This is a genomic window from Nocardia sp. NPDC003183 (assembly GCF_053590715.1).
On record NZ_JBSFTG010000002.1, the window covers coordinates 798665 to 821396 of the forward strand.

The 22732-nt window shown below is 69.3% G+C and carries 17 protein-coding genes and 1 riboswitch; of the genes, 11 read left to right on the forward strand and 6 right to left on the reverse strand.

Going from position 1 to position 22732, the window contains the following annotated elements:
• Positions 1 to 17 precede the first annotated feature (17 nt).
• Positions 18 to 1109, forward strand: a complete 1092-nt coding sequence (locus tag ACWDXS_RS11440) for a D-alanine--D-alanine ligase family protein (protein WP_378992123.1) — start codon at positions 18 to 20, stop codon at positions 1107 to 1109.
• A 66-nt stretch (positions 1110 to 1175) separates the two neighbouring features.
• Here the strand turns inward: ACWDXS_RS11440 and ACWDXS_RS11445 are convergent, their stop codons facing one another.
• A complete protein-coding gene (locus ACWDXS_RS11445) occupies positions 1176 to 1937 on the reverse strand; it encodes a DUF3515 domain-containing protein (RefSeq protein ID WP_378992125.1) in 762 nt (253 codons plus the stop codon).
• 119 nt (positions 1938 to 2056) lie between these two features.
• On the opposite strand from ACWDXS_RS11445, the gene ACWDXS_RS11450 reads away from it, so the two are divergent.
• The 3 genes from ACWDXS_RS11450 to ACWDXS_RS11460 are packed head-to-tail and all read left to right on the forward strand — an operon-like array spanning position 2057 to position 4057.
• Positions 2057 to 3061 carry a thiamine-phosphate kinase gene (locus ACWDXS_RS11450; RefSeq protein ID WP_449964768.1) on the forward strand — a complete coding sequence of 335 codons (1005 nt, stop codon included), beginning with the start codon at positions 2057 to 2059 and terminating at the stop codon, positions 3059 to 3061.
• 11 nt (positions 3062 to 3072) lie between these two features.
• Positions 3073 to 3756 (forward strand): uracil-DNA glycosylase, encoded by a 684-nt coding sequence (locus ACWDXS_RS11455; protein ID WP_358064032.1) that lies wholly within the window; start codon positions 3073 to 3075, stop codon positions 3754 to 3756.
• 49 nt (positions 3757 to 3805) lie between these two features.
• Complete coding sequence (locus ACWDXS_RS11460; protein WP_266291645.1) at positions 3806 to 4057, forward strand: hypothetical protein; 252 nt, start codon at positions 3806 to 3808, stop codon at positions 4055 to 4057.
• Between the two features lie 201 nt (positions 4058 to 4258).
• Here ACWDXS_RS11460 and ACWDXS_RS11465 read toward each other — a convergent pair whose 3' ends face one another.
• The 3 genes from ACWDXS_RS11465 to rpmB all read right to left on the reverse strand — a co-directional run bounded on the left by ACWDXS_RS11465 (position 4259) and on the right by rpmB (position 5854).
• On the reverse strand, positions 4259 to 5047 hold the full coding sequence (locus tag ACWDXS_RS11465; RefSeq protein ID WP_378626314.1) for an enoyl-CoA hydratase/isomerase family protein: 789 nt from the start codon (positions 5045 to 5047) through the stop codon (positions 4259 to 4261).
• Between the two features lie 9 nt (positions 5048 to 5056).
• Positions 5057 to 5563, reverse strand: coding sequence for a GNAT family N-acetyltransferase (locus ACWDXS_RS11470; RefSeq protein ID WP_387442093.1), 507 nt, complete (start codon positions 5561 to 5563; stop codon positions 5057 to 5059).
• A 99-nt stretch (positions 5564 to 5662) separates the two neighbouring features.
• Positions 5663 to 5854, reverse strand: a complete 192-nt coding sequence (gene rpmB, locus ACWDXS_RS11475) for a 50S ribosomal protein L28 (RefSeq protein WP_011210730.1) — start codon at positions 5852 to 5854, stop codon at positions 5663 to 5665.
• A gap of 313 nt (positions 5855 to 6167) precedes the next feature.
• On the opposite strand from rpmB, the gene ACWDXS_RS11480 reads away from it, so the two are divergent.
• Together ACWDXS_RS11480 and recG are read left to right on the forward strand one after the other, a co-directional pair.
• Positions 6168 to 8126 carry a DAK2 domain-containing protein gene (locus tag ACWDXS_RS11480; protein ID WP_449964587.1) on the forward strand — a complete coding sequence of 653 codons (1959 nt, stop codon included), beginning with the start codon at positions 6168 to 6170 and terminating at the stop codon, positions 8124 to 8126.
• The gene (gene recG, locus ACWDXS_RS11485; protein WP_378992128.1) at positions 8127 to 10385 is read left to right on the forward strand and encodes an ATP-dependent DNA helicase RecG; all 2259 of its coding nucleotides are present in this window, start codon (positions 8127 to 8129) and stop codon (positions 10383 to 10385) included.
• 11 nt (positions 10386 to 10396) lie between these two features.
• On the opposite strand, the gene ACWDXS_RS11490 is transcribed toward recG, so the two are convergent.
• A complete protein-coding gene (locus ACWDXS_RS11490) occupies positions 10397 to 11821 on the reverse strand; it encodes a short-chain fatty acyl-CoA regulator family protein (RefSeq protein ID WP_378626319.1) in 1425 nt (474 codons plus the stop codon).
• A 353-nt stretch (positions 11822 to 12174) separates the two neighbouring features.
• Between ACWDXS_RS11490 and ACWDXS_RS11495 the strand changes: the two genes are divergently transcribed.
• Genes ACWDXS_RS11495 through ACWDXS_RS11505 form a run of 3 tightly spaced genes read left to right on the forward strand, consistent with a single transcriptional unit; the run spans position 12175 to position 15759 of the window.
• The gene (locus tag ACWDXS_RS11495) at positions 12175 to 13698 is read left to right on the forward strand and encodes an MmgE/PrpD family protein (RefSeq protein WP_449964771.1); all 1524 of its coding nucleotides are present in this window, start codon (positions 12175 to 12177) and stop codon (positions 13696 to 13698) included.
• A complete protein-coding gene (gene prpB / locus ACWDXS_RS11500; protein ID WP_449964591.1) occupies positions 13698 to 14612 on the forward strand; it encodes a methylisocitrate lyase in 915 nt (304 codons plus the stop codon). The genes ACWDXS_RS11495 and prpB overlap by 1 nt, the downstream gene beginning before the upstream one ends.
• 4 nt (positions 14613 to 14616) lie before the next feature.
• On the forward strand, positions 14617 to 15759 hold the full coding sequence (locus ACWDXS_RS11505) for a bifunctional 2-methylcitrate synthase/citrate synthase (RefSeq protein ID WP_449964594.1): 1143 nt from the start codon (positions 14617 to 14619) through the stop codon (positions 15757 to 15759).
• A gap of 85 nt (positions 15760 to 15844) precedes the next feature.
• Here the strand turns inward: ACWDXS_RS11505 and metE are convergent, their stop codons facing one another.
• On the reverse strand, positions 15845 to 18115 hold the full coding sequence (gene metE / locus ACWDXS_RS11510; RefSeq protein WP_449964774.1) for a 5-methyltetrahydropteroyltriglutamate--homocysteine S-methyltransferase: 2271 nt from the start codon (positions 18113 to 18115) through the stop codon (positions 15845 to 15847).
• A gap of 137 nt (positions 18116 to 18252) precedes the next feature.
• Positions 18253 to 18438: riboswitch (cobalamin riboswitch) on the reverse strand.
• Between the two features lie 301 nt (positions 18439 to 18739).
• Here metE and ACWDXS_RS11515 point away from each other — a divergent pair.
• Positions 18740 to 22138, forward strand: a complete 3399-nt coding sequence (locus ACWDXS_RS11515) for a pyruvate carboxylase (protein WP_378992132.1) — start codon at positions 18740 to 18742, stop codon at positions 22136 to 22138.
• Positions 22135 to 22710, forward strand: a complete 576-nt coding sequence (rsmD, locus tag ACWDXS_RS11520) for a 16S rRNA (guanine(966)-N(2))-methyltransferase RsmD (protein WP_378992134.1) — start codon at positions 22135 to 22137, stop codon at positions 22708 to 22710. Before ACWDXS_RS11515 ends, rsmD begins: the two co-directional genes overlap by 4 nt.
• Positions 22711 to 22732 lie beyond the last annotated feature (22 nt).

Genomic DNA, 22732 nt, shown 5'->3' on the forward strand with positions numbered 1-22732 from the left:
CTACTACGGTGACGTTCATGACGGAACGGATCAGGGTGGCTGTGGTGTTCGGCGGGCGCAGCAGCGAGCACGCCGTCTCGTGTGTGTCGGCGAGCAGTGTGCTGCGCAACCTCGATCCCACCCGCTACGAGGTGGTGCCGATCGGCATCACCCCGACCGGCGGCTGGGTACTGGCCGACGGGATCGGCGAGCTGGCGCTGAGCCACGGCGTGCAACCGCAGGTCGACGCGTCGGGAACCGCCCTCACCCTTGCCGCTGACCCCGGCCGCTCCGGTGCGCTGGTCGCCCTCGATTCGAGCGACGTCCTCGGCAATGTCGATGTCGTGTTCCCGATCCTGCACGGGCCCTTCGGTGAGGACGGCACGTTGCAGGGCATGCTCGAACTGGCCGGGATTCCCTACGTCGGCGCGGGCGTGCTGGCCAGCGCGGCGGGCATGGACAAAGAGTTCACCAAGAAATTGCTGGCCGCCGAATCGCTGCCCGTCGGCGTGCAGGTCGTGCTGCGGCCGGGCACCGAGACCCTGTCCGAGGCCGACCGGACCCGGATCGGCCTTCCTGCCTTCGTGAAGCCCGCGCGCGGTGGCTCCTCGATCGGCATCACCAAGATCACCGATTGGGCCGATCTCGCCGCGGCCATCTCCGCCGCCCGTGCGCACGACCCCAAGGTGATCATCGAAGCGGGCATCGTCGGACGCGAAGTCGAGTGTGGCGTACTGGAATTCGCCGATGGTGAGGTGCGCGGCAGCGTCGTCTCCGAGATCCGCATGCCCGATGCCGACGCGGCCGCGCCCGAGTTCTACGACTTCGCCACCAAATACCTCGACGACGTGTGCGAATTCGATGTGCCCGCCAAGCTCGACGACGATGTCGCCGACGAGATCCGGGAGCTGTCGGTGCGGGCGTTCCGCGCGCTCGACTGCCAGGGGCTGGCGCGGGTCGACTTCTTCGTCACCGAGAACGGTCCGGTGATCAACGAGATCAACACGATGCCCGGCTTCACGCCGATCTCGCAGTACCCGCGGATGTGGGAAGCGACCGGAATCGACTACCCGACGCTGGTGTCGACGCTGATCGAGACGGCGCTCGCGCGCGGAACCGGGCTGCGGTAGTTCTGTTCGGCCGCAGGGCTTTCGGCGGGGTTGTGCGCGAAAGCCCCACGGCGCCAGTCGGTTAGCTCAGAGTTCGCCCGGAGTCGGTTCGCGGGCAGGCAGATTCGCGTTGATGATGTCGGACACGGTCTGCACCGCGCTGGTTCCGGAGCCATCGGGGACGGTCAGCGCGATGTAGGTCTCGCGGTCGACGGCGAACCAGGTGCCGGTCTTGCCGACCTCGTCGCGGACCTGGAACCACTTCACGCCGTCGATCACCGTCAACGGTGACGCGCGGTTGAACTCGAGGGGGCGGTCGAGGCCGCAGCGCAGCGTGATCGGATCGCCGCCGTCGGGGAGCTGCCAGGCGCGGGTGGCCGGCGGGGCGGGTTCGACGAGGGTCGACTTGGTGTAGTCGCCGAGCTCGGCGGGCAGGGCCGGGAGCAGTGTTTGACAGGCGGGGCCGTCGGCGGCGGGGGCCGGGACCGGGCCGAGGGCGAGGGGCTCGCGTTCGACGGGGGCGCGCAAGGCGATGAAGGCGGCGACCAGGACGGCGACGATCAAGACGACGGGCAGGGCGACCGCGGTGGCGATCAGCGCGGGAGAGTGGTGTGACTCGAGGTCGGCGTCGTCGGAGTCCTCGTCCTCGTCGTCGGACTCCGAATCGCCCGCGTCCCTGTCTGTGTCGGCGGCGAGGCTCGGCTCGGCGGCGGGTTCCGGGTGGGCGCCTTCGCCGGACGGCGGATTGTCGTCGGACGTCGGCTCGTCGCCGGACGATTTCGCGTCGGCAGCGGCGGTGTCGTCGGGAGTGGTCGCCTCGTCGCGATCCTCCGGTGTCGAGTCCGCCATAGCTGTGTGGTCCTTCCGTTCGCTGGTTCGCCTGCGCCGTCGGTGGTGCCCGATCGCCTCCGAAAGGGTACCGTCGGGGCGATTTCGTCGGTCAGCAGCACAGCGGGAAGGGGTCGGTCATCAGCGAGGACAGCCGTCCGCAGACGGTGCGTGAGCTGGGCGAATTCGCCTTGATCGACCGGATCAACGCCGGTCGGGAGCAGGCCGCGCACGTGCTGCTCGGCCCCGGTGACGACGCCGCGCTGGTCGCGGCGCCCGATGGGCGGTTCGTGGTGAGCACCGACATGCTCGTCGAAGGCAGACACTTCCGCCTCGACTGGTCCTCGCCCGTCGACATCGGCCGCAAGGCCATCGCCCAGAACGCCGCCGATGTGGTGGCGATGGGTGCGCGGCCTACCGCGTTCGTGGTCGCGCTCGGCTGCCCGGCCGACACCCCCGTGTCCGTGGTCGAAGGGATCGCCGACGGAATGTGGATCGAGGCCGGCCGCGCCGGGGGTTCCATCGCGGGCGGCGACCTGGTGCGCAGCGATCAGCTGATCGTCTCGGTGACCGCGTTCGGTGACCTCGGCGGACAGCCCGCGATCACCCGCTCGGGCGCGGTGGCCGGTGACATCGTCGCGGTGGCAGGCGAACTCGGCTGGTCCGGCGCCGGGCTGGCCGTCCTGACCGGCGACGCGGACCTCGCCGATCCCGAGTTCACCTATGCCCTTGCGACACATCGTGTTCCGCAGCCGCCGTACGCGGCGGTGATCGACGCGTTCGGCGCGCACCCCCCGACCGCCCTCACCGATGTCTCCGACGGACTGCTCGCCGACCTCGGTCATCTCGCCGCCGCCTCGAACGTCGCGATCGACGTGCACAGCGCGGCACTGACCGACCCCGAACTGGCGGCCCTCGCGACATTGCTCGATGCCGATGCCGCGCAATGGATTCTGGCCGGCGGCGAAGACCACGCTTTCGCCGGAACCTGGCCGGCCGAGGTGGCGCTCCCCGCGGGCTGGCGGCCGATCGGCGTAGTAACCGCAGGCAGTGGCGTCACCGTCGACGGCGTGACACCCACCGGCGGCACCGGCTGGGAATCGTTCCGTGGGGCGGACGCCACGCCCACCGACGGCGAACGATAGGTTGTGCGGTCATGGGTGCCAAACCACTGTCGGAGATCATCGATCCGGGCTGGGCCCGGGCACTGGAGCCGGTCACCGACCGCATCAGCGAAATGGGCGAATTCCTTCGCGAAGAGAACGCGGCGGGCCGCGGCTATCTTCCCGAAGGGGAGAACGTGCTGCGCGCGTTCCAGCGCCCGTTCGACGCGGTGCGCGTGCTGATCGTCGGCCAGGATCCGTACCCGACACCGGGCCACGCGATGGGGCTGAGTTTCTCTGTCACACCGCAGGTTTCGCCGGTTCCACGCAGCTTGTCCAACATCTTCGCCGAATACAGCAAGGATCTCGGCTTCGATACGCCGACCTGCGGAGACCTGAGCCCCTGGTCGGATCAGGGTGTGCTGCTGCTGAACCGGGTACTCACCGTCACCCCCGGCGCGCCCGCCTCGCACCGGGGCAAGGGCTGGGAAGCGGTCACCGAGCAGGCGATCCGGGCGCTGGTCGCCCGTGACGAGCCGCTCGTGGCGGTGCTGTGGGGCAACGACGCCCGCTCACTGAAGCCCACACTGGTCGACGCCGAGGTGCCCTACGTCGAATCGGCGCACCCCTCACCGCTTTCCGCCTCGCGCGGGTTCTTCGGTTCACGACCGTTCTCCCGGGTCAACGAACTGCTCGACGAACTCGGCGCCGACCCCGTCGACTGGCGGCTGCCCTGACCCGGGGCGTCGCCCGCACCAGAAGAGAATGATGAAGGAGCACAACCCGATGCACATCTCCACCGTTCGCGCTGCCCTCGCGACCGCCGCCGTCGCCGCCGCCATCACCGCGGGCGCGGGCTCGGCCACCGCCGCAGGCCTGCAGCTCGAGCCCTACAACGAGCAGGCCGCACCGGTGGCCACCACCCAGGTCGGCGAGGAATGGACCTCCACCGGCACCTCGACGATCTCCTCGGGCGTGAACGCGAAGGTGACCTGCCTGCTGCAGAACACCTTCAGCGCCCTCGGCGCTGCTTGTTAGAGCGGCTGGCGCCGCGGGGTTTTCGGCCCTGAGGGCCTCGCATCCGAAGGGCGATACTGCGCCTTCGGCGTTCCGTCTCGCCCTTCGGATGCGAGGCGGCCGAAAACCCGTGGTGGCTGACACCCGGCGTGGCGTTGGTCGCGCCGGGGTGGTCAGTTCAGTCGCGGGAGTTGGTGACTTCTATGTCGAAGTTGGTGGCTTCTAGGTGAGGCCGACGTAGTTCGGCTTGCGCTTGCCGACGAAGGCGTCGACGCCTTCGCGGCCGGTGTCGCTGTTCGCGGCGGCCGAGATGCTGTCGCGTTCGGCATCGAGCTGCTGGTCCAGAATCGCTGTGGGCGACTGGGCCAGCAGTTTTTTCATGGCCGAGTAGGTGGCGCGGGGGCCGTTGACGAAGGTCTGTGCCAGGCGGAGGGCTTCGGCGCGGATGTCGTCGTCGGCGACCGTGCGGCTCAGGATGCCGAGGCGGACGGCTTCGTCGGCGTCGAGGACGGCGTCGGTGAGCAGGATCTCGCTGGCGCGGCCCAGGCCGACGATCCGGGGGAGCAGCCAGGACATGCCGCCGTCGGGGGACAGGCCGATGCCGGGGTAGGCGGGGCGCAGTTTCGTCGAGGGCCCACCGATCGCGATATCGGCGGCGCAAACCAGGCTCATGCCCGCACCCGCCGCCCAGCCCTGCACCGCGGCGATCACGGGAACGGGGGCGGCCGCGAGCGCGCGGACGAACTCGTGGAGTTCGTCGGCCAGCTGGTGCAGGTAGGCGCCGCGGTCATCGGCCCCGGCGAAATTGCGGACATTGCCGCCCGCGCAGAAGTTCGCGCCCGCGCCGGTGAGCAGGATCGCGCCGACCGACGGGTCGAGGGCGCGCAGGGCCGCGGTGCCCGCGTTGATCAGGTCGAAATCCATCGAGGTGCCCGCGGCGGAGGTGGCGATGGTCAGCTGGAGCACGCCGTCGATGATCTCGGCGGCGGCGACCGGTTCGGTGGTACTCATGGCGTCACATTAACCCGGCTCGCGTCGCCACAATTGTTCGGGCAGCAGGGTGAACGGGTCGGTGCGGCGGTTGCCGGTGTCGGTGAAGCCGTGCCTGCGGTAGAAGGCGTGGGCGCGCGGATAGTCGGCGAAGACCCAGAGGGTGCACGGCGATCCGGGGGCCGCCGCCTCGATCAGGGCGTCGGCGATGCCGGTGCCGTGCCAGGCACTGCGGACGTAGAGCGCTTCGAGTTCGGCCTCGGTGGACGGGCACCGGTCCGCCGGTCGACCCGGTACGGGCAGATCCCGCCCGGCGGCGAAACCGATCAGGCGGTCGCCGACCAGCGCGACCGGCAAACGGTGGGTGCCCGCGGCACGACGACGTTCCCAATTGATCGCGGAGCGTTCGAGGTCGAAGCCGTCGAGGATGTGGGCGGGCACGAGCGTGTCGTAGGCCTCACGCCAGCTGGCGATGTGGCACGCGGCGAGTTCGGTGACCCGGTTCGCCGTGAGCGGCGCGATCCGCCAGTCAGACACGGCGCGCTCGTTCGAGGGCGCGGGGCCGTTGTACGACAACGCCCCGGATCACCCACGAGGGGTGCCGGGGCATTGTCGGCAGAATGTACGGGCTGAAAATCAGCCGCGGACGACCTTGCCCGCCTTCAGGCAGGAGGTGCACACGTTCATCCGGCGGGTGTTGCCAGGGGCAACCTGCGCACGCACGGTCTGGATGTTCGGGTTCCAGCGACGGTTGGTGCGCCGGTGCGAGTGCGAGACCGACTTCCCGAAACCGGGGCCCTTGGCGCAGACGTCGCAAACGGCAGCCATGTCGCGAGCTCCTTCATGTCATAAGCGGACAGCGGCGCACGTATGCCCGCTGAACCGGAAACTGATGTCGTCAAATGCCTTGCCGACTGTCGTCGGCCAGCGCAGACCCACGTGGGCCGCACAAAGCAACCCTGCAAGACTAGCGGGCCGGGCCTCGAAGTTCCAAACCGGGTATCCCGGTCGACCTGCCGAGCACAGCCCGGCTGAGGGCCCGTCCGAGGTCAGCGTACCCCGGTCGGTAGCTGCCGCTAACCTGGCGTGCGTGCTCGGCGCGCGGGTACGCAGAACGGGGAGCGAGGTGGCGGTGGCGCACGTGCGGGAGTCTCTCGACGGCCCCGATCTGCTGGTCTGGGCCCGCGGTTGCCGCACCGACCTGGAGCTACGCCGCGCGGAGATCGACGCGCTCAACGTGTTCCCCATCGCCGACGCCGACACCGGGACCAACCTCCTGGCCACCATGCGCGCCGCGGTCGCGACGGCGGAGCGGGCCGTGCTCGACGCGCAGGACGCCACGTCCCACCTCGTCGCCCAGGCCTTGGCCCGCGGCGCGACCACGGGTGCGCGCGGAAACTCGGGCATCATCCTGTCGCAGGTCCTGCGCGGGATCGCGGAGGCCGTTGTCGCAGGCCCGTTGACCGGTGCGCGGCTGCAGGAGGCATTGCGGCGGTCGGCCGTGCTCGTGCGCACGGGACTGAGTGCCCCGGTCGAGGGCACGATCCTGACGGTCCTCGACCGCGCCGCCGCCGCGGCCGCCGAGGTCGCCGAACCCTCCCTGGAAGAGGTGGCCCGTGCCGCCGCCGAAGGTGCCGCGCGGGCACTGAGCCGGACTCCGACCCAGCTGGGCGTGCTGCGCGCGGCGGGAGTCGTCGACGCGGGGGCGCGTGGGCTGCTGGTGTTGCTCGATTGCCTCGTGGCCGAAGTCTGCGGTGAGGCTCCCGCGCGAGTCAGATACACGCGGGGCGAGCGCGCGGACCAGGGGCCGCACCGGCGGCCGGACGACGGCGACGAGCGGGGAGCGACTCTGCCCGGCGGGTCCGGTGACATCGATCACGAACCTGCGCGCGACGGCGAGGGGGAGGCCGTTTCCGACGGCCGGGAGCAGCGGATACGCGACGACCATGATCACCGTGATCGGGACGCTGATCCACACTTCGAGGTCATGTACGTGATCTCCGGCACCGACGAGACCGCCGCGGGTGGGCTGCGCGATCGACTCGCCGTTCTCGGTGATTCGGTGGTGGTGGTCGGCGACGGCGACAGCACCTGGTCGGCTCATGTGCACTGCCGCGACGCGGGGGCGGCGATCGAGGCCGGGCTCGCGGTGGGCACGGTGACGAGCATTCGAATCGAGAGTTTCGCGGTGACCGCGCCGCACAGCGGCCACCACGAGCCCGGCCATCACGATCACGGCCACCACGCGCGAGGCGCCGACCGGCTCGGTGCGCGGCACGCGCGGGGCGGGACGGGTGCGCGAGACAACTCCGCGGTGTGCGCGCAGGTTGCGAGCGGTGCCGGTGATCGACTGTCGCGTCCCGCGGAGGGAGACGTCTTTCCCGTCACCGGCGGTGCTCGCGATGGTCGCGTCTTCGGCGATCCCGCCGCGCGCGGTGTCCTCGCGGACCGCGGCGTCCTGGCGGTGGTGGCAGGCGCTGCAGCCACGCGCCTGTTCGAAGATGCCGGGGCGGTGGTGTTGCGCGGGGATCGGCAGGTCGATACGAGCACTCTGCTGACCGCGATTCGGCGGATGCCACATCGTGAGGTGCTCGTGCTGCCCAACGGCGCCCTGCCCGCGCAGGAACTCGTCGCGGTCGGTGTGGCCGCGCGTGACGGGTCGCGTGATGTGTTGTTGCTGCCGAGCGCGTCGATGGTGCAGGGTCTCGCGGCGCTGGCGGTGCACGATCGCGGGCGGATCGCGGTGGATGACGCGTTCGCGATGTCGGAGGCGGCGGCGACCATGCGCTGGGGTGCCCTGCGGGCTGCTCGGGTGCGGGCCCTGACGATGGTCGGAATGTGTTCTCCCGGTGACGGACTCGGGCTCGTCGGCCAGGATGTGGTGGTGATCGACCCCGATGTGGTCGGCGCGGGACGCATTCTGCTCGACCGGATGCTCGGTCTCGGTGGGGAATTGGTGACCCTGCTGATGGGCGCCGATACGGGGCCAGAGCTGGCGCAGGTGCTCGCCGAGCATGTGACGGCCGGTTTCCCCGGCGTCGAGGTGGTGGTGTATTCCGGTGGACAGCAAGCGGATCTGGTGCAGATAGGGGTCGAGTAGATGGCGACGTTGAGTGACCGGCTCGACCATGTGCTGGGCGTCAAGGCGGCCGACCGGCTGACCGAGGCGTTCGACATGTCCACGGTCGAGGATCTGCTGCGCCACTATCCGGTGCGCTACGCCACGCAGGGGCAGCCCCTCACCGAGGAGGAGCCGGAGGAGGGTGCGCACATCACCGTCATCGGTCGCATCACGAAAACCGAACTGCGCCCGATGAAGAACCGGCGCGGCTCCCTGCTGAAGGTGCAGCTCGACACCGGCGCCCAGCGTCCACTGGAAGCCACCTTCTTCAACGGCGACAAGGTGCGATATCTGGTGAAAGAAGGTGTGCGAGCGATGATGTCGGGCACCGTGCACTGGTGGCGTCCCGACCGCTGGAACCTCTCGCACCCCGACTACCTGATCCTGCCCGACAAGGCCGAAGCCGGCGTGGAGGAACTCACCTCCGTGCGCGGTAGCGGCGCGCTGCGCGGGCTGGCGCAGAGTGCGAAAGGCGCGGGCGGAGTGGATGCCTCGTTCTTCGAGCGCGAATTCGTCCCCGTGTATCCGGCGACCGCGAAGGTCCAGAGCTGGGACCTGCTGGCCTGCATTCGCCAGGTACTCGACCAGCTCGACCCCATCGACGACCCGCTGCCCGCCGACCTGCGCGAGGAGCGCCAACTGCTTGCGCTCTCGGAAGCGCTGCGCCTGATCCACCTCCCTGAACACAAGCTGGATATCGAGAAGGCCAGGGACAGGCTTCGTTTCGATGAGGCGCTCGCCTTGCAGCTCGTGCTGGCCGAACGCCGCCACGAGGTGGAGGGCCGCACCGCCCCCGCCTGTCCGCCCTCGGCCGACGGTATCGCCGCCACCTTCGACGAGCGCTTGCCGTTCGAGCTCACCGAAGGCCAGCAGCAGGTGCTCGCGGAGATCTCCGAAGACCTCTCCCGTACCCGCCCGATGCACCGCCTGCTGCAGGGTGAGGTGGGTTCGGGCAAAACGATCGTGGCACTGAACGCCATGCTCCAAGTCGTGGACTCGGGGCGTCAATGCGCCCTGCTCGCGCCGACCGAAGTCCTGGCCGCCCAGCATTATCGGTCGCTGCGGGCGATGCTCGGCGACCTCGGCAACGCGGGCGAACTCGGCGCTGCGGAGAACTCGACGAAGGTCGTGCTGCTCACCGGATCGATGTCGACGGCCGCGAAGAAGGCGGCATTGCTGGACGCGATGACCGGCGAGGCGGGCATCGTCATCGGTACCCACGCGCTGATCCAGGATGCCGTCGAGTTCTACGACCTCGGCCTCGTGGTGGTCGACGAACAACACCGCTTCGGTGTCGAACAGCGAGACGCGTTGCGCGCCAAGGCGAAAGACGGCATCAGCCCGCACCTGCTGGTGATGACCGCCACCCCGATCCCGCGCACCATCGCGATGACGACACTCGGCGATCTCGAAACCTCCACGCTCACCCAGCTGCCCAAGGGGCGCTCACCGATCGTGTCGAAAGTTGTTCCGCGCAAACTGCACCCGGGCTGGGTGGATCGTGCCTGGGAGCGCATCGTCGAGGAGGTCGGCCAGGGCAGGCAGGCCTATGTCGTCTGTTCGCGCATCGGCGAGGATCCCGACGCGCCACCGGCCAAGGGGAAGAAGGCGGAAAAGGAAGGCCCGACCACCGCGGCCGCGGTGGAGATGTACGAGACGCTGAGCGCCGGTCCGCTCGCCGGTGTACGCGTCGGCCTGCTGCACGGCAGGCTGCCGTCCGATGAAAAAGACCACGTGATGCGCCAATTCAACGACGGCGCCATCGACGTGCTGGTCTGCACCACGGTCGTCGAGGTCGGTGTCGACGTGCCGAACGCGACCGTCATGGTGATCGTCGACGCCGACCGGTTCGGGGTGAGTCAGCTGCACCAGCTGCGCGGTCGCATCGGCCGAGGCAAGCACCCGGGCCTGTGCCTGCTGGTCACCGATGCCGCGCCGGGCGGGACAGCGATGGCGCGGCTGGAGGCGGTGGCGGCGACGACCGACGGCTTCGAACTCTCGGTGCTCGACCTGCGCCAGCGTCGCGAAGGTGACGTCCTCGGTTCGGCGCAGTCCGGTACCGCCCGGTCGTTGCGGTTGCTCTCGCTGCTCGACGACCTCGAGGTGATCACCGCCGCACAGGAACTCGCCCGCCAGGTCGTCGCCGAGGACCCGGGTCTGGTGCATCATCCGGGCTTGGCGGGCATGATGCACGCCGCCGTCGACGGCGAACGCATCGAATACCTCGCCAAGTCCTGACCCCCGCGATGTCAGCGAGGTAGGCGCGGGTACGGCAGGTCGGTGCTGGTGTGTTCGGTCACCGACAGTGGCCGCCCGATCTGCGGGAACGCGCGCTGCGGGCACGACGGACGCTCGCACACCTTGCACCCGGCCCCGATCGGCACCGCCACCTGCGGATCGTCGAGCTGCAGCCCCTGCGAATACACCAGCCGGTCGGCGTATTCGATGTCGCAGCCGAGCCCGATGACGAAGTTCTTCGACGCCGCCCCGAACCCCTGCGCGGCGGCGGGGGTGGTGCGCGCGATCCACAGGTACCGGCGCCCGTCGGGCATCTCCGAGATCTGCGTGAGGATGCGTCCGGGGTGCGCGAACGCCTCGTGGGTGACCCACAGCGGGCAACTGCCGCCCACCCGGGAGAAGTGGAACGCGGTGGCGGACTGGCGTTTCGAGATATTGCCGGCCCGATCGGTACGCACCAGGAAGAACGGCACGCCGCGCTGACCCTGCCGCTGCAGGGTGCTGAGCCGATGGCAGACCGTCTCGAAGCCGACTTCGAACCGCAGTGCGAGCAGGTCGACGTCGTAGCGCAATTCCTCGGCCGAGCGCAGGAACCGGCCGTAGGGCAGGATCAGCGCGCCGGCGAAGTAGTTGGCCAGCCCGACCCTGGCCAGGGTGCGCGATTCGCCGGTGAGCGCCCGGGATTCGGCGAGCACGTTGTCGATCTCGCGGCCGTAGAGCAGCAGGCCGAGGGTGGTCGCGATCTGGAAGGCGCGCTGCCCGGGGCGCAGTCGCCTGGCCAGGGTGAGGGTTCGGGTGTCGGGGTCGTAGTGGCGTTTCGGGATGGCCGGGTCGGCGCCGTCGCCGCGGACCAGCACCGTGACGCCGGCGCGTTCCTCGGCGATCCTGGCCAGCTGACGATCCAGCGAGCCGATGCTCAGACCGGATTCCTCGAACAGTTGCTCGGCGGCATGGTCGAGGGTCGAGATGTGGTTGCGGTGGTCGTAGAAGAAGTCGCGCACGTCCTCGTACGGCATGGGGGTGCCCGGCGCGCCGGCCGGTGTGTCGACGCGCGAGGACAGCAGGTCGAGCTGGTCGGTCGCCGCGCGCAACCGCCGGTGCATCGCGATGACGATGCGCGCCACCTCGGGCAGCCGGGTCGCCAGTTCCTCGACCTCGGTGATCGGGGCGGTGTCGCCGCCGCCCGCGGCTTCCACCAGTACCTCGTGCAGGTCCGAGACCAGGCGCGCGTCGGAGTCGGCGGCGAAGAACTGCACGTCCAGATCGAAGGTCGAGTTGAGTTTCAGCAGAACAGGAATGGTCAGCGGGCGCTGATCACGCTCGAGCTGATTGAGATAGCTGGGTGAGAGGTCCAACGACTTCGCGAGCGCTGCCTGGGTCATCCGCCGTTCTTCGCGCAGCCTTCGTAGCCTGGCCCCCGCGTACATCTTCCGCACGTCGCAGATCCTAACGCGACCTGTTCGCAATGTTTGCTCAAAGTGGCGAATGCCTCGGGAGAAGTCCAGTCCCGCAAGGGATTTTACCTGTGTCTACCCGTGCGTAACATGCGAAGTCGCGCTCGGCGGCAGAGGCGGGCTCGCGTGCGGCGACCGCATTATCGCCGAGGGCCGCCCGCGCGTTCTCTGCGTGGTTGCCGGGAGAATCAACCATAGCGCTTCGGTATCACCGATCCGGCGATGATCGCCGATCTTCGCAATAGTTGCTGATTTGTCGTCCATTGCACGCAAAAATACGCTTGTTCAGCCCATATCCAGCGATAGATCCAGTGCGTAGCGTGCGAACCATGGCAATGAAAACCCATATCGTTCGCAGCGTCGGGGCCGCCGAGGACTTTCCGCGGTCACAGCATCTGGCCACGCTGATCGCCGAGGTGGCCACCGATCCGGTGGCGGTGACCGGCGAGGTCGCCGACATGATCGTCAATCGCATCATCGACAACGCCGCCGTGGCCGCGGCGTCGGTCCTGCGCGGTCCGGTCCGCACCGCCCGCGCGCAGGCGGCGGCCCATCCACTGTCCGCCGCCTCGCCACGCCACGGGGCCACTGTCTTCGGACTGCCCGGCGGGCAGCGATTTTCACCCGAGTGGGCGGCGTGGGCGAACGGGGTCGCGGTGCGCGAGCTCGACTTCCATGACACGTTCCTCGCGGCGGAGTACTCGCATCCGGGCGACAACATCGCGCCGATTCTGGCCGTCGCCCAGCACCTGGGCCGGTCCGGCGCCGAGCTGATCCGCGGGCTCGCCACCGGCTACGAGATCCAGATCGACCTGGTGCGCGCGATCTGCCTGCACGAACACAAGATCGACCACGTCGCTCACCTCGGCCCGTCGGCCGCCGCGGGCATCGGCACGCTGCTCGGCCTCGACGCCGAGACCATCTATCAGGCCGTCGGCCAAGCAGTGCACACCACGACCGCCACGCGGCAGTCCCGCAAGGGCGAGATCTCCAGCTGGAAGGCCTATGCCCCCGCGTTCGCCGGGAAGATGGCCGTCGAGGCGGTCGACCGGGCGATGCGTGGTGAAGGCGCGCCCGCACCCATCTGGGAGGGCGCCGACGGTGTGATCGCCTGGTTGCTCGGCGGCACCGATGCCGAATACCAGGTGCCGCTGCCGACTCCGGGCGCGGCCAAGCGCGCCATTCTCGACAGCTACACCAAGCAACACTCCGCCGAATATCAGAGCCAGGCCCCGATCGACCTCGCCCGCCGACTGCGCGAGCGGATCACCGACACCGCCCGCATCGCCTCGATCGTGCTGCACACCAGCCACCACACGCACTACGTGATCGGCACCGGATCCGGCGACCCGCAGAAGTTCGATCCGCACGCCAGCCGCGAGACCCTCGACCACTCGCTCCCCTATATCTTCGCGGTCGCCCTCCAGGACGGGACCTGGCATCACGAGCGCTCCTACGCGCCCGAGCGCGCCCAGCGACCCGACACGGTGGCGCTGTGGCGCAAGATCTCCACGGTCGAGGATCCCGAGTGGACGCGCCGCTATCACGCGACCGATCCGGCCGAGAAGGCCTTCGGCGCCCGTGCCGTGGTGACTCTCGACGACGGCGAGGTGATCGTCGACGAACTCGCGGTCGCCGACGCGCATCCACTGGGCGCGCGGCCGTTCGCGCGCGAACAGTACATCGAGAAGTTCCGCGTCCTCGCCGACGGTGTCGTGCTGCCCGCCGAGCAGGACCGTTTCCTCGATGCCGCCCAGCGCACACCGGAACTCGGCGCAGGCGAGCTCGATCAGCTGAGCTTCACCGTCGACCCCGCGCTGTTCGACCGGCTGCCCGCCGCACGGGACGGACTGTTCTGATGACTGTTTCCGGACTGCTCGCCGCGCACACCACTGCCGCGCAGAAGCGGGCGAGTTTCCGCGCCGGGCTGGCCTCAGGTCGCCTGCAGCGGCTGCCAGGAGCGGTGAACCCGCTGGTGGCCACACTGATTCAGGAGATCGGATTCGACGGCGTCTACGTGTCGGGCGCGGTGATCTCGGCCGAGCTGGCACTGCCCGATATCGGCCTGACCACGCTCACCGAGGTCGTCGAGCGTGGCCGCCAGATCGCCCGCGCCACCGATCTGCCCGTCCTCATCGACGCCGACACCGGCTTCGGTGAACCGATGAACGCCGCCCGCACCGTGACCCTCCTGGAGGACGCGGGCCTGGCAGGCTGCCATCTGGAGGACCAGGTCAACCCGAAACGCTGCGGACATCTCGACGGCAAGGCGGTCGTCGACACCGCCGAGATGGTGCGCCGCATCCGGGCCGCCGTGGCGGTGCGCCGCGATCCGGACTTCGTGATCTGTGCCCGCACCGACGCACGCGCGATCGAGGGTCTCGACGCGGCGATCGAGCGGGCACGAGCCTACGTCGACGCGGGCGCGGATTTGATCTTCACCGAGGCGCTGGCCGAGGAGGCCGAGTTCGCGAAGTTCCGTGCCGCCGTGGCTGTCCCGCTGCTGGCGAACATGACCGAATTCGGTAAGACGCCGCTGCTGAGCGCGCGGACATTGACCGATCTCGGCTACAACGCGGTGATCTATCCGGTCACCACGCTGCGCCTGGCGATGGGCGCGATCGAAGACGGCCTGCGCGAGATAGCGACGGCTGGAACACAATCGGCGCTGCTGGACCGGATGCAGCACCGGTCTCGGCTCTACGAACTGCTCGGCTACCGGCACTACAACGCATTCGACTCCGGCATCTTCGACTTCACAGTGGGTGAGTGACGCCATGACCAGTGGACACACAACACAACCCGCCATCGCCAAGGGCTTGGCCGGGGTGGTGGTCGACACGACGAGCATTTCCAAGGTCGTCGCCGAGACCAACTCGCTGACCTACCGTGGCTACCCGGTCCAGGACCTGGCCGCGCGCTGCGGTTTCGAGGAGGTCGCCTACCTGCTGTGGTACGGCGAACTCCCCGACGACGGTCAGCTGCAACTGCTCTGCCAGCGTGAACGCGCCCAGCGCCGGATCGACCGGTCGGTGCTCGCCCTGCTGGAGAAGATGCCGCAGACCTGCCACCCGATGGACGCGGTCCGTACGGTCGTGAGCTACCTCGGCACCGAGGACGCGGCCTCCGAGAGTACGAGCGAGCGCGAAAGGCTCGACGGCGCACTGCGATTGACCGCGCTGCTGCCGACGGTGATCGCGACGGCGATGCGCAGGCGCCGGGGGCTCGACCCGATCGCACCGCACTCCCAGCTCGGTTTCGCCGAGAACTTCCTGTACATGTGCTTCGGTGCGGTACCGGATCCGCGGATCGTGCGCGCGTTCGAGATCTCGCTGATCCTCTACGCCGAGCACGGATTCAACGCGTCGACCTTCGCCGCTCGCGTGGTGACCTCCACCGGCTCGGACTCCTACAGCGCCATCACGGCGGCGATCGGCGCCCTGAAGGGACGATTGCACGGCGGCGCCAACGAGGCGGTGATGCACACGATGCTCGAGATCGCCGATCCCGCGCACGCGCAGGCATGGATCGCCGAAACCCTGGGCGCCAAGCGCAAAGTGATGGGCTTCGGGCATCGCGTGTACCGCAACGGCGACTCCAGGGTGCCGACGATGAAGGCGGCCCTCGACGAGGTCGCGGCGGTGACCGGGGGACAGCAGTGGGTCCGCATGTACGACGAACTCGCCGCCGCGATGGCCGAGAAAACCGGCATAGCGCCGAATCTCGACTTTCCGGCAGGGCCTGCCTACTACCTGATGGGCTTCGACATCGAGATGTTCACGCCGATCTTCGTGATGAGCCGGATCACCGGCTGGACCGCGCACATCGCCGAGCAGTCGGCCGCCAACGCGCTGATCCGGCCGCTGTCGGAGTATCGCGGCGTGGCCCAGCGTGCGGTTCCGGTCGCCAGGGCGAGCTGAACCGAACCACTGCCTCGGACGGAAATCTCCGTCCGGGGCAGTGGTCTGTGTGCCGCTCACCGTCGCGGTGCTCAGCTCCCGTCGGTCAGCGCAGCGCCGCGGCGGCCGTCACCAGATTGCGTAGCGACGCCTCGACCTCCACCGGTCCGCGGGTCTTCAGGCCGCAGTCCGGATTCACCCAGAGTCGTTCGGCCGGAACGGCTTTCAGCGCCGCGGACAGGGAGATCGTGATCTCCTCGACCGACGGCACCCGCGGCGAGTGGATGTCGTAGACGCCAGGCCCGACACCGAGCGCGAACCCGGCCGCGTTCAGATCGTCGAGGACCTCCATGTGCGAGCGCGCCGCCTCGATCGAGGTGACATCGGCGTCCAGGCCCGCGATCGCCGAGATGACCTCGCCGAACTCCGAGTAGCACAGGTGGGTGTGCACCTGGGTGGTGTCGGCGACGCCCGCGGTGGCGAGGCGGAACGAGTCCACCGACCACCGCAGGTACGCAGGCTGTTCGGCCGCGCGCAGCGGCAGCAGCTCGCGCAGGGCGGGCTCGTCGACCTGGATGATCCGCGCGCCCTGGGCTTCCAGGTCGAGCGTCTCGTCCCGGATGGCGAGCGCGACTTGGCGGGCCGAGTCACCCAGCGGCTGGTCGTCGCGGACGAACGACCACGCCAGGATGGTCACCGGGCCGGTGAGCATGCCCTTGACCGGCTTGGTGGTCAGCGACTGGGCGTATCCGATCCACGACAGCGTCATCGCCGCGGGCCGGGTGACATCGCCGAACAGGATCGGCGGACGCACGCAGCGGGTGCCGTAGGACTGCACCCAGCCCGCCTCGGTGACGGCGAAACCGTCGAGCAGTTCGGCGAAGTACTGCACCATGTCGTTGCGTTCGGGTTCACCGTGCACCAGCACGTCGAGACCGAGCTCTTCCTGCAGGGTGATCACGTCGGCGATCTCGGCCCGCATCCGCCGCACGTACTCGGCCTGGTCGATCTCGCCCTTGCGCAGCGCGGCACGGGCCAGCCGGATGGTCGAGGTCTGCGGGTAGGAGCCGATGGTGGTGGTCGGCAGCACCGGCAGGTCGAGGTGATCGCGCTGGCGGGCGCGACGCTCGTCGGCGGGGGAGCGGGTCAGGTCGTTCTCGTCGAGCGCGGCCAACCGGCCGCGGACCTGGTCGTTGTGCAGCCGCGGATCGGTCCGGCGTGAGTCGGCGGCGGCGCGGGCCGCGGCCAACTCGTCGGCGACCGCGTCGACGCCCGCGGTGAGTGCGGTGGCCAGGACGCGCACCTCGCCGACCTTCTCGGTGCCGAAGGCCAGCCACGAGCGCAGCCGCTCGTCCAGCCCGGTCTCGGGAGTCAGCGAATACGGCACGTGCAGCAGCGAGCACGAGCTCGATACGGCCACCGCGTCGGCGCTGCCGAGCAGGGTGCCCAGGGTGCCGAGGGCAGCGTCGAGGTCGGCGCGCCAGATATTGCGGCCGTCGACCACACCCGCCACCACCAGTTTGCGGGACAGGGTGGGCAACGCCGCGACCGCCGAGAGATCGGCGCCCGCGGTGACATCGAGGGCGACACCCTCGATCTCGGTGTCGGCCAGCACCGCCAGGGCGGCATCGGGGTGCCCGAAGTAGGTGGCGACCAGGATCGCGGGCCGGTTCTGCGCGGCCGACAACGCGCTGTAGGTCTGGCCGACCAGGGCGAGCTCCGCCTCGGTCAGGTCGGTGACCAGCACCGGCTCATCGATCTGTACCCACCGCGCGCCCGCGTCCGCCAGCCGGGCCAGCAGGTCGAGATACAGCGGCACCAGCTCGGGCAGCCGCTTCAGTGCGGCGCCGTCGACGGCTTTGGCCAGCTTCAGGAAGGTGATCGGACCGATCACCACCGGCCGTGCGGGGACCCCCAGCTCGATCGCCTCGTCGAGTTCGGTCAGCAGCTTGCCCGGATGCAGGGAAAAGGTGGTGGCCGCGTCGATTTCGGGCACCAGGTAGTGGTAGTTGGTGTCGAACCACTTGGTCATCTCCAGCGGAGCGATCGTGTCGGTGCCGCGCGCGGCCGCGAAATAGCGGTCGAGCGGATCGGCGATTCCGGCGACCCGCGCCGGCAGTGCGCCCAGCAGTTCCGCGGTGTCGAGCATCTGGTCGTAGTAGGAGAAGGTGCCCACCGGCACCGAATCCATTCCGGCCGCGGCGAGTTCGGTGAGCTGGGCGCGACGGAGCTGCCGGCCGACCGCGTGCAGGTGCGCGGCATCGGCGCGGCCCGCCCAGTAGGACTCGGTGGCGCGCTTGAGTTCCCGGTTCGGGCCCACTCGCGGTAGGCCGAGAACCGTTGCGGTGAAGGGGGTATGCGAAACAGTCACGGAGATTCTCCAGTGTCGTGCGGGGAGAGCCGCCGCCTTTTCGCGGGCACACGCCACACGGCCGACAGAGTCGCGAGAGAACACGACAGGTCGGTATCGGTGGTCCGCGCGCCCGATCCACGAGGCGGTGGCCGCCGGATACGGCGTATCCGGCACAGTCGGCAGGTCTTCGGACTCGCGGGCACCGGTCGTGTGATCGACCGACCTACTGGCCGTCGCTTCCCAGGCGTGCAGCCCAGTGCTGATGACGGCGGTCGTTCCTGCTCACCGCTGCGGGACAGTCCCGGATTCTCACCGGGTTCCCTCTCACCCGGTGCGGAACATGATCCGCACCCGGGTTTCGACGCCTACGCGGGAGGTCGGGGCTCCGACTCTTCCACCGCGCACGCGAACCAGCTGCCCGCCCAGCATAGGCCCTCGGCGGGGACATGGGTCACCGCCCCGTCCTGAACACGGCCGTGACCTGCGGTTGCGCCCACGTTGTCCGTGCGCACCGCGCACCGCTGCGCACGGTGAGATGTGACGGCCCGATGAACGCAACTTCGCAGGTAGGCAGGTGTGCGGTGTGAAGATTGCTGCGAAGCCACCTTGCGTGTCCGGCCCCGGCTCGTGGCCGGGTACCGTAGGCCAATGTTCTCGAAAGTCTTGGTCGCAAATCGTGGTGAGATCGCTATCCGTGCCTTCCGCGCGGCCTACGAACTCGGCATCGGAACGGTCGCGGTGTTCCCGCACGAGGATCGCAATTCCGTCCATCGCCTGAAGGCTGCCGAGTCCTATCAGATCGGCGAAGAGGGTCATCCCGTTCGCGCGTATCTGTCGATCGAGGCGATCATCGAGGCGGCCAAGAGCGCCGGCGCCGACGCGATCTACCCCGGCTACGGCTTCCTGTCGGAGAACCCCGACCTCGCCGCGGCCTGTGCCGCCGAGGGCATCACCTTCATCGGCCCCACCGCCGAGATCCTGGAGATGGCCGGCAACAAGGCCACGGCCATCGCGGCGGCGAAGGCGGCCGGACTGCCGACGCTGAAGTCCAGCGAGCCCTCGGCCGATATCGACGAATTGCTCACCGCCTCGGCCGAACTCGAATACCCGATCTTCGTCAAGGCCGTCGCCGGTGGTGGTGGCCGTGGCATGCGCCGGGTCGCCGCGCCCGAGCAGCTGCGTGAGTCGATCGAGGCCGCGTCGCGCGAAGCGGAGTCGGCGTTCGGCGATCCGACGGTGTTCCTCGAGCAGGCGGTGGTGAACCCGCGCCACATCGAGGTACAGATCCTGGCCGACCAGCACGGCAACGTCATGCACCTGTTCGAGCGGGACTGTTCGCTGCAGCGTCGCCACCAGAAGGTGATCGAGCTCGCGCCCGCCCCGAACCTGTCACCGGAACTGCGCGAGCGCATCTGCGCCGACGCGGTGGCCTTCGCCCGCCAGATCGGCTACATCAACGCGGGCACCGTGGAGTTCCTCCTGGATGAGCGCGGCAACCACGTGTTCATCGAGATGAACCCGCGCATCCAGGTGGAGCACACGGTCACCGAGGAGATCACCGACGTCGACCTGGTGCAGTCGCAGCTGCGCATCGCGGCGGGCGAATCCCTCGCCGACCTGGGGCTGAGCCAGGAGACGGTGCAGATTCGCGGCGCCGCCCTGCAGTGCCGCATCACCACCGAGGACCCGGCCAACGGCTTCCGCCCCGACACCGGCCGCATCACCGCCTACCGCACCCCCGGCGGCGCGGGCATCCGCCTCGACGGCGGCGCGAATCTCGGCGCCGAGATCGGCGCCTACTTCGACTCGATGCTGGTGAAGCTCACCTGCCGTGGTCGTGACCTGCCCGCCGCCGCCGCGCGCGCCCGCCGGGCGCTGGCCGAATTCCGTATCCGCGGCGTGACGACCAACATCCCGTTCCTGCTGGCGGTGCTCGACGACCCCGATTTCCAGGCGGGCCGGGTCACCACCTCGTTCATCGACGAGCGTCCCGAACTGCTCACCTCGCGCGGCTCGGCCGACCGCGGCACCAAGATCCTGACCTATCTGGCCGACATCACCGTCAACAAGCCGAACGGCGACCGCCCGACCACGGTGTACCCCTACGACAAGCTGCCCGCTGTCGACCTCACGCTGCCGCCGCCGGACGGTTCGCGCCAGCGTCTGCTCACTCTCGGACCGGAGGGTTTCGCGAAGGCCCTGCGCGAGCAGAGGGCACTCGGTGTCACCGACACGACCTTCCGTGACGCACACCAGTCGCTGCTGGCCACCCGTGTCCGCACCAACGGTCTGCTCGGTGTGGCGGGTCATGTCGCGCGGCTGACCCCCGAACTGCTCTCGATCGAAGCCTGGGGCGGCGCGACTTACGATGTGGCACTGCGGTTCCTGCACGAGGACCCGTGGGAGCGCCTGGCCGCGCTGCGCGAAGCCGTGCCGAACATCTGCTTGCAGATGCTGCTGCGCGGTCGCAACACCGTGGGCTACACGCCCTACCCCGAACAGGTCACGCGCGCTTTCGTTTCCGAGGCCGCCGCCACCGGTATCGACATCTTCCGCATCTTCGACGCGCTCAACAACGTCGACCAGATGCGCCCGGCGATCGACGCGGTCCGCGAAACCGGTACCGCCATAGCCGAAGTCGCGCTCAGCTACACCGGCGACCTGCTCGACCCGAACGAATCGCTCTACACCCTCGACTACTACCTGAAGCTGGCCGAACAGATCGTCGACGCGGGCGCGCACGTCCTCGCGATCAAGGACATGGCCGGTCTGCTGCGTGCCCCCGCCGCCGCGAAACTCGTGACCGCACTGCGCAGCAACTTCGATCTGCCGGTGCACGTGCACACCCACGACACCCCCGGCGGCCAGCTGGCCACCTACCTGGCGGCCTGGCAGGCCGGGGCCGACGCGGTCGACGGTGCGTCCGCGGCCATGGCGGGCACCACCTCACAGCCCGCGCTGTCGGCGATCGTGGCCGCCACCGCGCACACCGATCGCGACACCGGCCTGAACCTGCAGAACGTGTGCGATCTCGAGCCGTACTGGGAGGCGCTGCGCAAGGTCTACGCGCCGTTCGAGTCGGGTCTGCCCGCGCCGACCGGTCGGGTGTACACCCACGAGATCCCGGGTGGTCAGCTGTCGAACCTGCGTCAGCAGGCGATCGCGCTGGGCCTGGGCGACCGGTTCGAAGAGGTCGAGGCCAAGTACGCGGCCGCCGACCGGCTGCTGGGTCGCCTGATCAAGGTGACTCCGTCGTCGAAGGTCGTCGGTGATCTCGCGCTCGCCCTGGTCGGCACCGGTGTCGACATCGAGGACTTCGCCGCCGACCCGGGCCGGTACGACATCCCCGATTCGGTGATCGGCTTCCTGCGTGGTGAGCTCGGCACCCCGGCCGGTGGCTGGCCCGAGCCGTTCCGCAGCAAGGCGCTGGCCGGGCGCAACGAGCCCAAGCCCGAGACCCCGCTGAGCCCGGCGGATCAGAAGGCCCTCGACGGCTCGTCCGCCGAGCGTCGCGCCACGCTGAACCGGCTGCTGTTCCCCGGCCCGACCGCCGAGTTCAACGCCCACCGCGAGAAGTACGGCGACACCACCGGGCTGTCGGAGAACCAGTTCTTCTACGGCCTGCGCCGCGGCGAAGAGCACCGCGTGCAGCTGGAGAAGGGCGTCACCCTGCTCATCGGCCTCGAGGCGATCTCCGAGCCGGACGAGAAGGGTATGCGCACGGTCATGTGCATCATGAACGGGCAGTTGCGCCCGGTCGCGGTGCGTGACCGGTCCGTCGCCTCGGAGGTGCCCGCGGCGGAGAAGGCGGACAAGAACAACGCGGGCCACATCGCGGCACCGTTCGCCGGTGTGGTCACCCTGGCGGTGTCCGAGGGCGACGAGATCCACGCCGGCGACACGGTCGGCACCATCGAGGCGATGAAGATGGAAGCGGCCATCACCGCGCCGCGCGGTGGCGTGGTGGGCCGGATCGCGACCACCAAGGTGGCCCAGGTCGAGGGCGGCGACCTGCTGGTGGAACTGGTCGCACGCGAGTCGGAATGACACGCATCGTCGCGGGTGTGGCGGGCGGGCGGCGCTTGAAGGTGCCGCCCGCCGGTACCCGCCCTACCTCCGATCGGGTGCGTGAAGCGCTGTTCAGCGCGATCGACGCCCGCCTGGATCTGGACGGGACGCTGGTCCTGGACCTGTACGCGGGCTCGGGGGCGCTGGGGTTGGAAGCGCTGTCGCGCGGGGCGCAGCGGGCGCTGCTCGTGGAGTCCGATCGCAAGGCGGGCGAGGTGGTGCGCGCCAATATCGCCGAGCTCGGTCTCCCCGGTGCCGAACTGCGGCTCGGCAGTGTGTCCTCGGTGCTGAAACAATCCGCGCCGAGGGCCTACGACGTGGTGTTCTCGGATCCGCCCTACGACGTGAGCACCGAGGACGTGATCGCCGACCTCACCGCGCTGGCGAACAACGGCTGGCTCGCGCCGGAAGCGCTGGTGGTGGTGGAACGGTCGAGCCGCTCACCCGAGATCACCTGGCCCGCAGGCTATGTGGCGTTGAAGACACGCAAATACGGGGAGACCAGAGTCGAACTCGCCGAGTTCGGTGCTACAGCGTGTCCGGAAACCTAGATCGTCCCGGACACCGCCCTTC

What these genes read in the sequence shown, in the direction of transcription:
- rpmB (WP_011210730.1), bottom strand. Translation starts at nt 5,854, where the DNA reads ATGGCTGCCGTTTGCGACGTCTGCGCCAAGGGCCCCGGTTTCGGGAAG.
- ACWDXS_RS11505 (WP_449964594.1), top strand. Translation starts at nt 14,617, where the DNA reads ATGACCAGTGGACACACAACACAACCCGCCATCGCCAAGGGCTTGGCC.
- ACWDXS_RS11465 (WP_378626314.1), bottom strand. Translation starts at nt 5,047, where the DNA reads ATGAGTACCACCGAACCGGTCGCCGCCGCCGAGATCATCGACGGCGTG.
- ACWDXS_RS11515 (WP_378992132.1), top strand. Translation starts at nt 18,740, where the DNA reads ATGTTCTCGAAAGTCTTGGTCGCAAATCGTGGTGAGATCGCTATCCGT.
- ACWDXS_RS11445 (WP_378992125.1), bottom strand. Translation starts at nt 1,937, where the DNA reads ATGGCGGACTCGACACCGGAGGATCGCGACGAGGCGACCACTCCCGAC.
- prpB (WP_449964591.1), top strand. Translation starts at nt 13,698, where the DNA reads ATGACTGTTTCCGGACTGCTCGCCGCGCACACCACTGCCGCGCAGAAG.
- rsmD (WP_378992134.1), top strand. Translation starts at nt 22,135, where the DNA reads ATGACACGCATCGTCGCGGGTGTGGCGGGCGGGCGGCGCTTGAAGGTG.
- recG (WP_378992128.1), top strand. Translation starts at nt 8,127, where the DNA reads ATGGCGACGTTGAGTGACCGGCTCGACCATGTGCTGGGCGTCAAGGCG.
- ACWDXS_RS11460 (WP_266291645.1), top strand. Translation starts at nt 3,806, where the DNA reads ATGCACATCTCCACCGTTCGCGCTGCCCTCGCGACCGCCGCCGTCGCC.
- ACWDXS_RS11440 (WP_378992123.1), top strand. Translation starts at nt 18, where the DNA reads ATGACGGAACGGATCAGGGTGGCTGTGGTGTTCGGCGGGCGCAGCAGC.
- ACWDXS_RS11495 (WP_449964771.1), top strand. Translation starts at nt 12,175, where the DNA reads ATGAAAACCCATATCGTTCGCAGCGTCGGGGCCGCCGAGGACTTTCCG.
- ACWDXS_RS11455 (WP_358064032.1), top strand. Translation starts at nt 3,073, where the DNA reads ATGGGTGCCAAACCACTGTCGGAGATCATCGATCCGGGCTGGGCCCGG.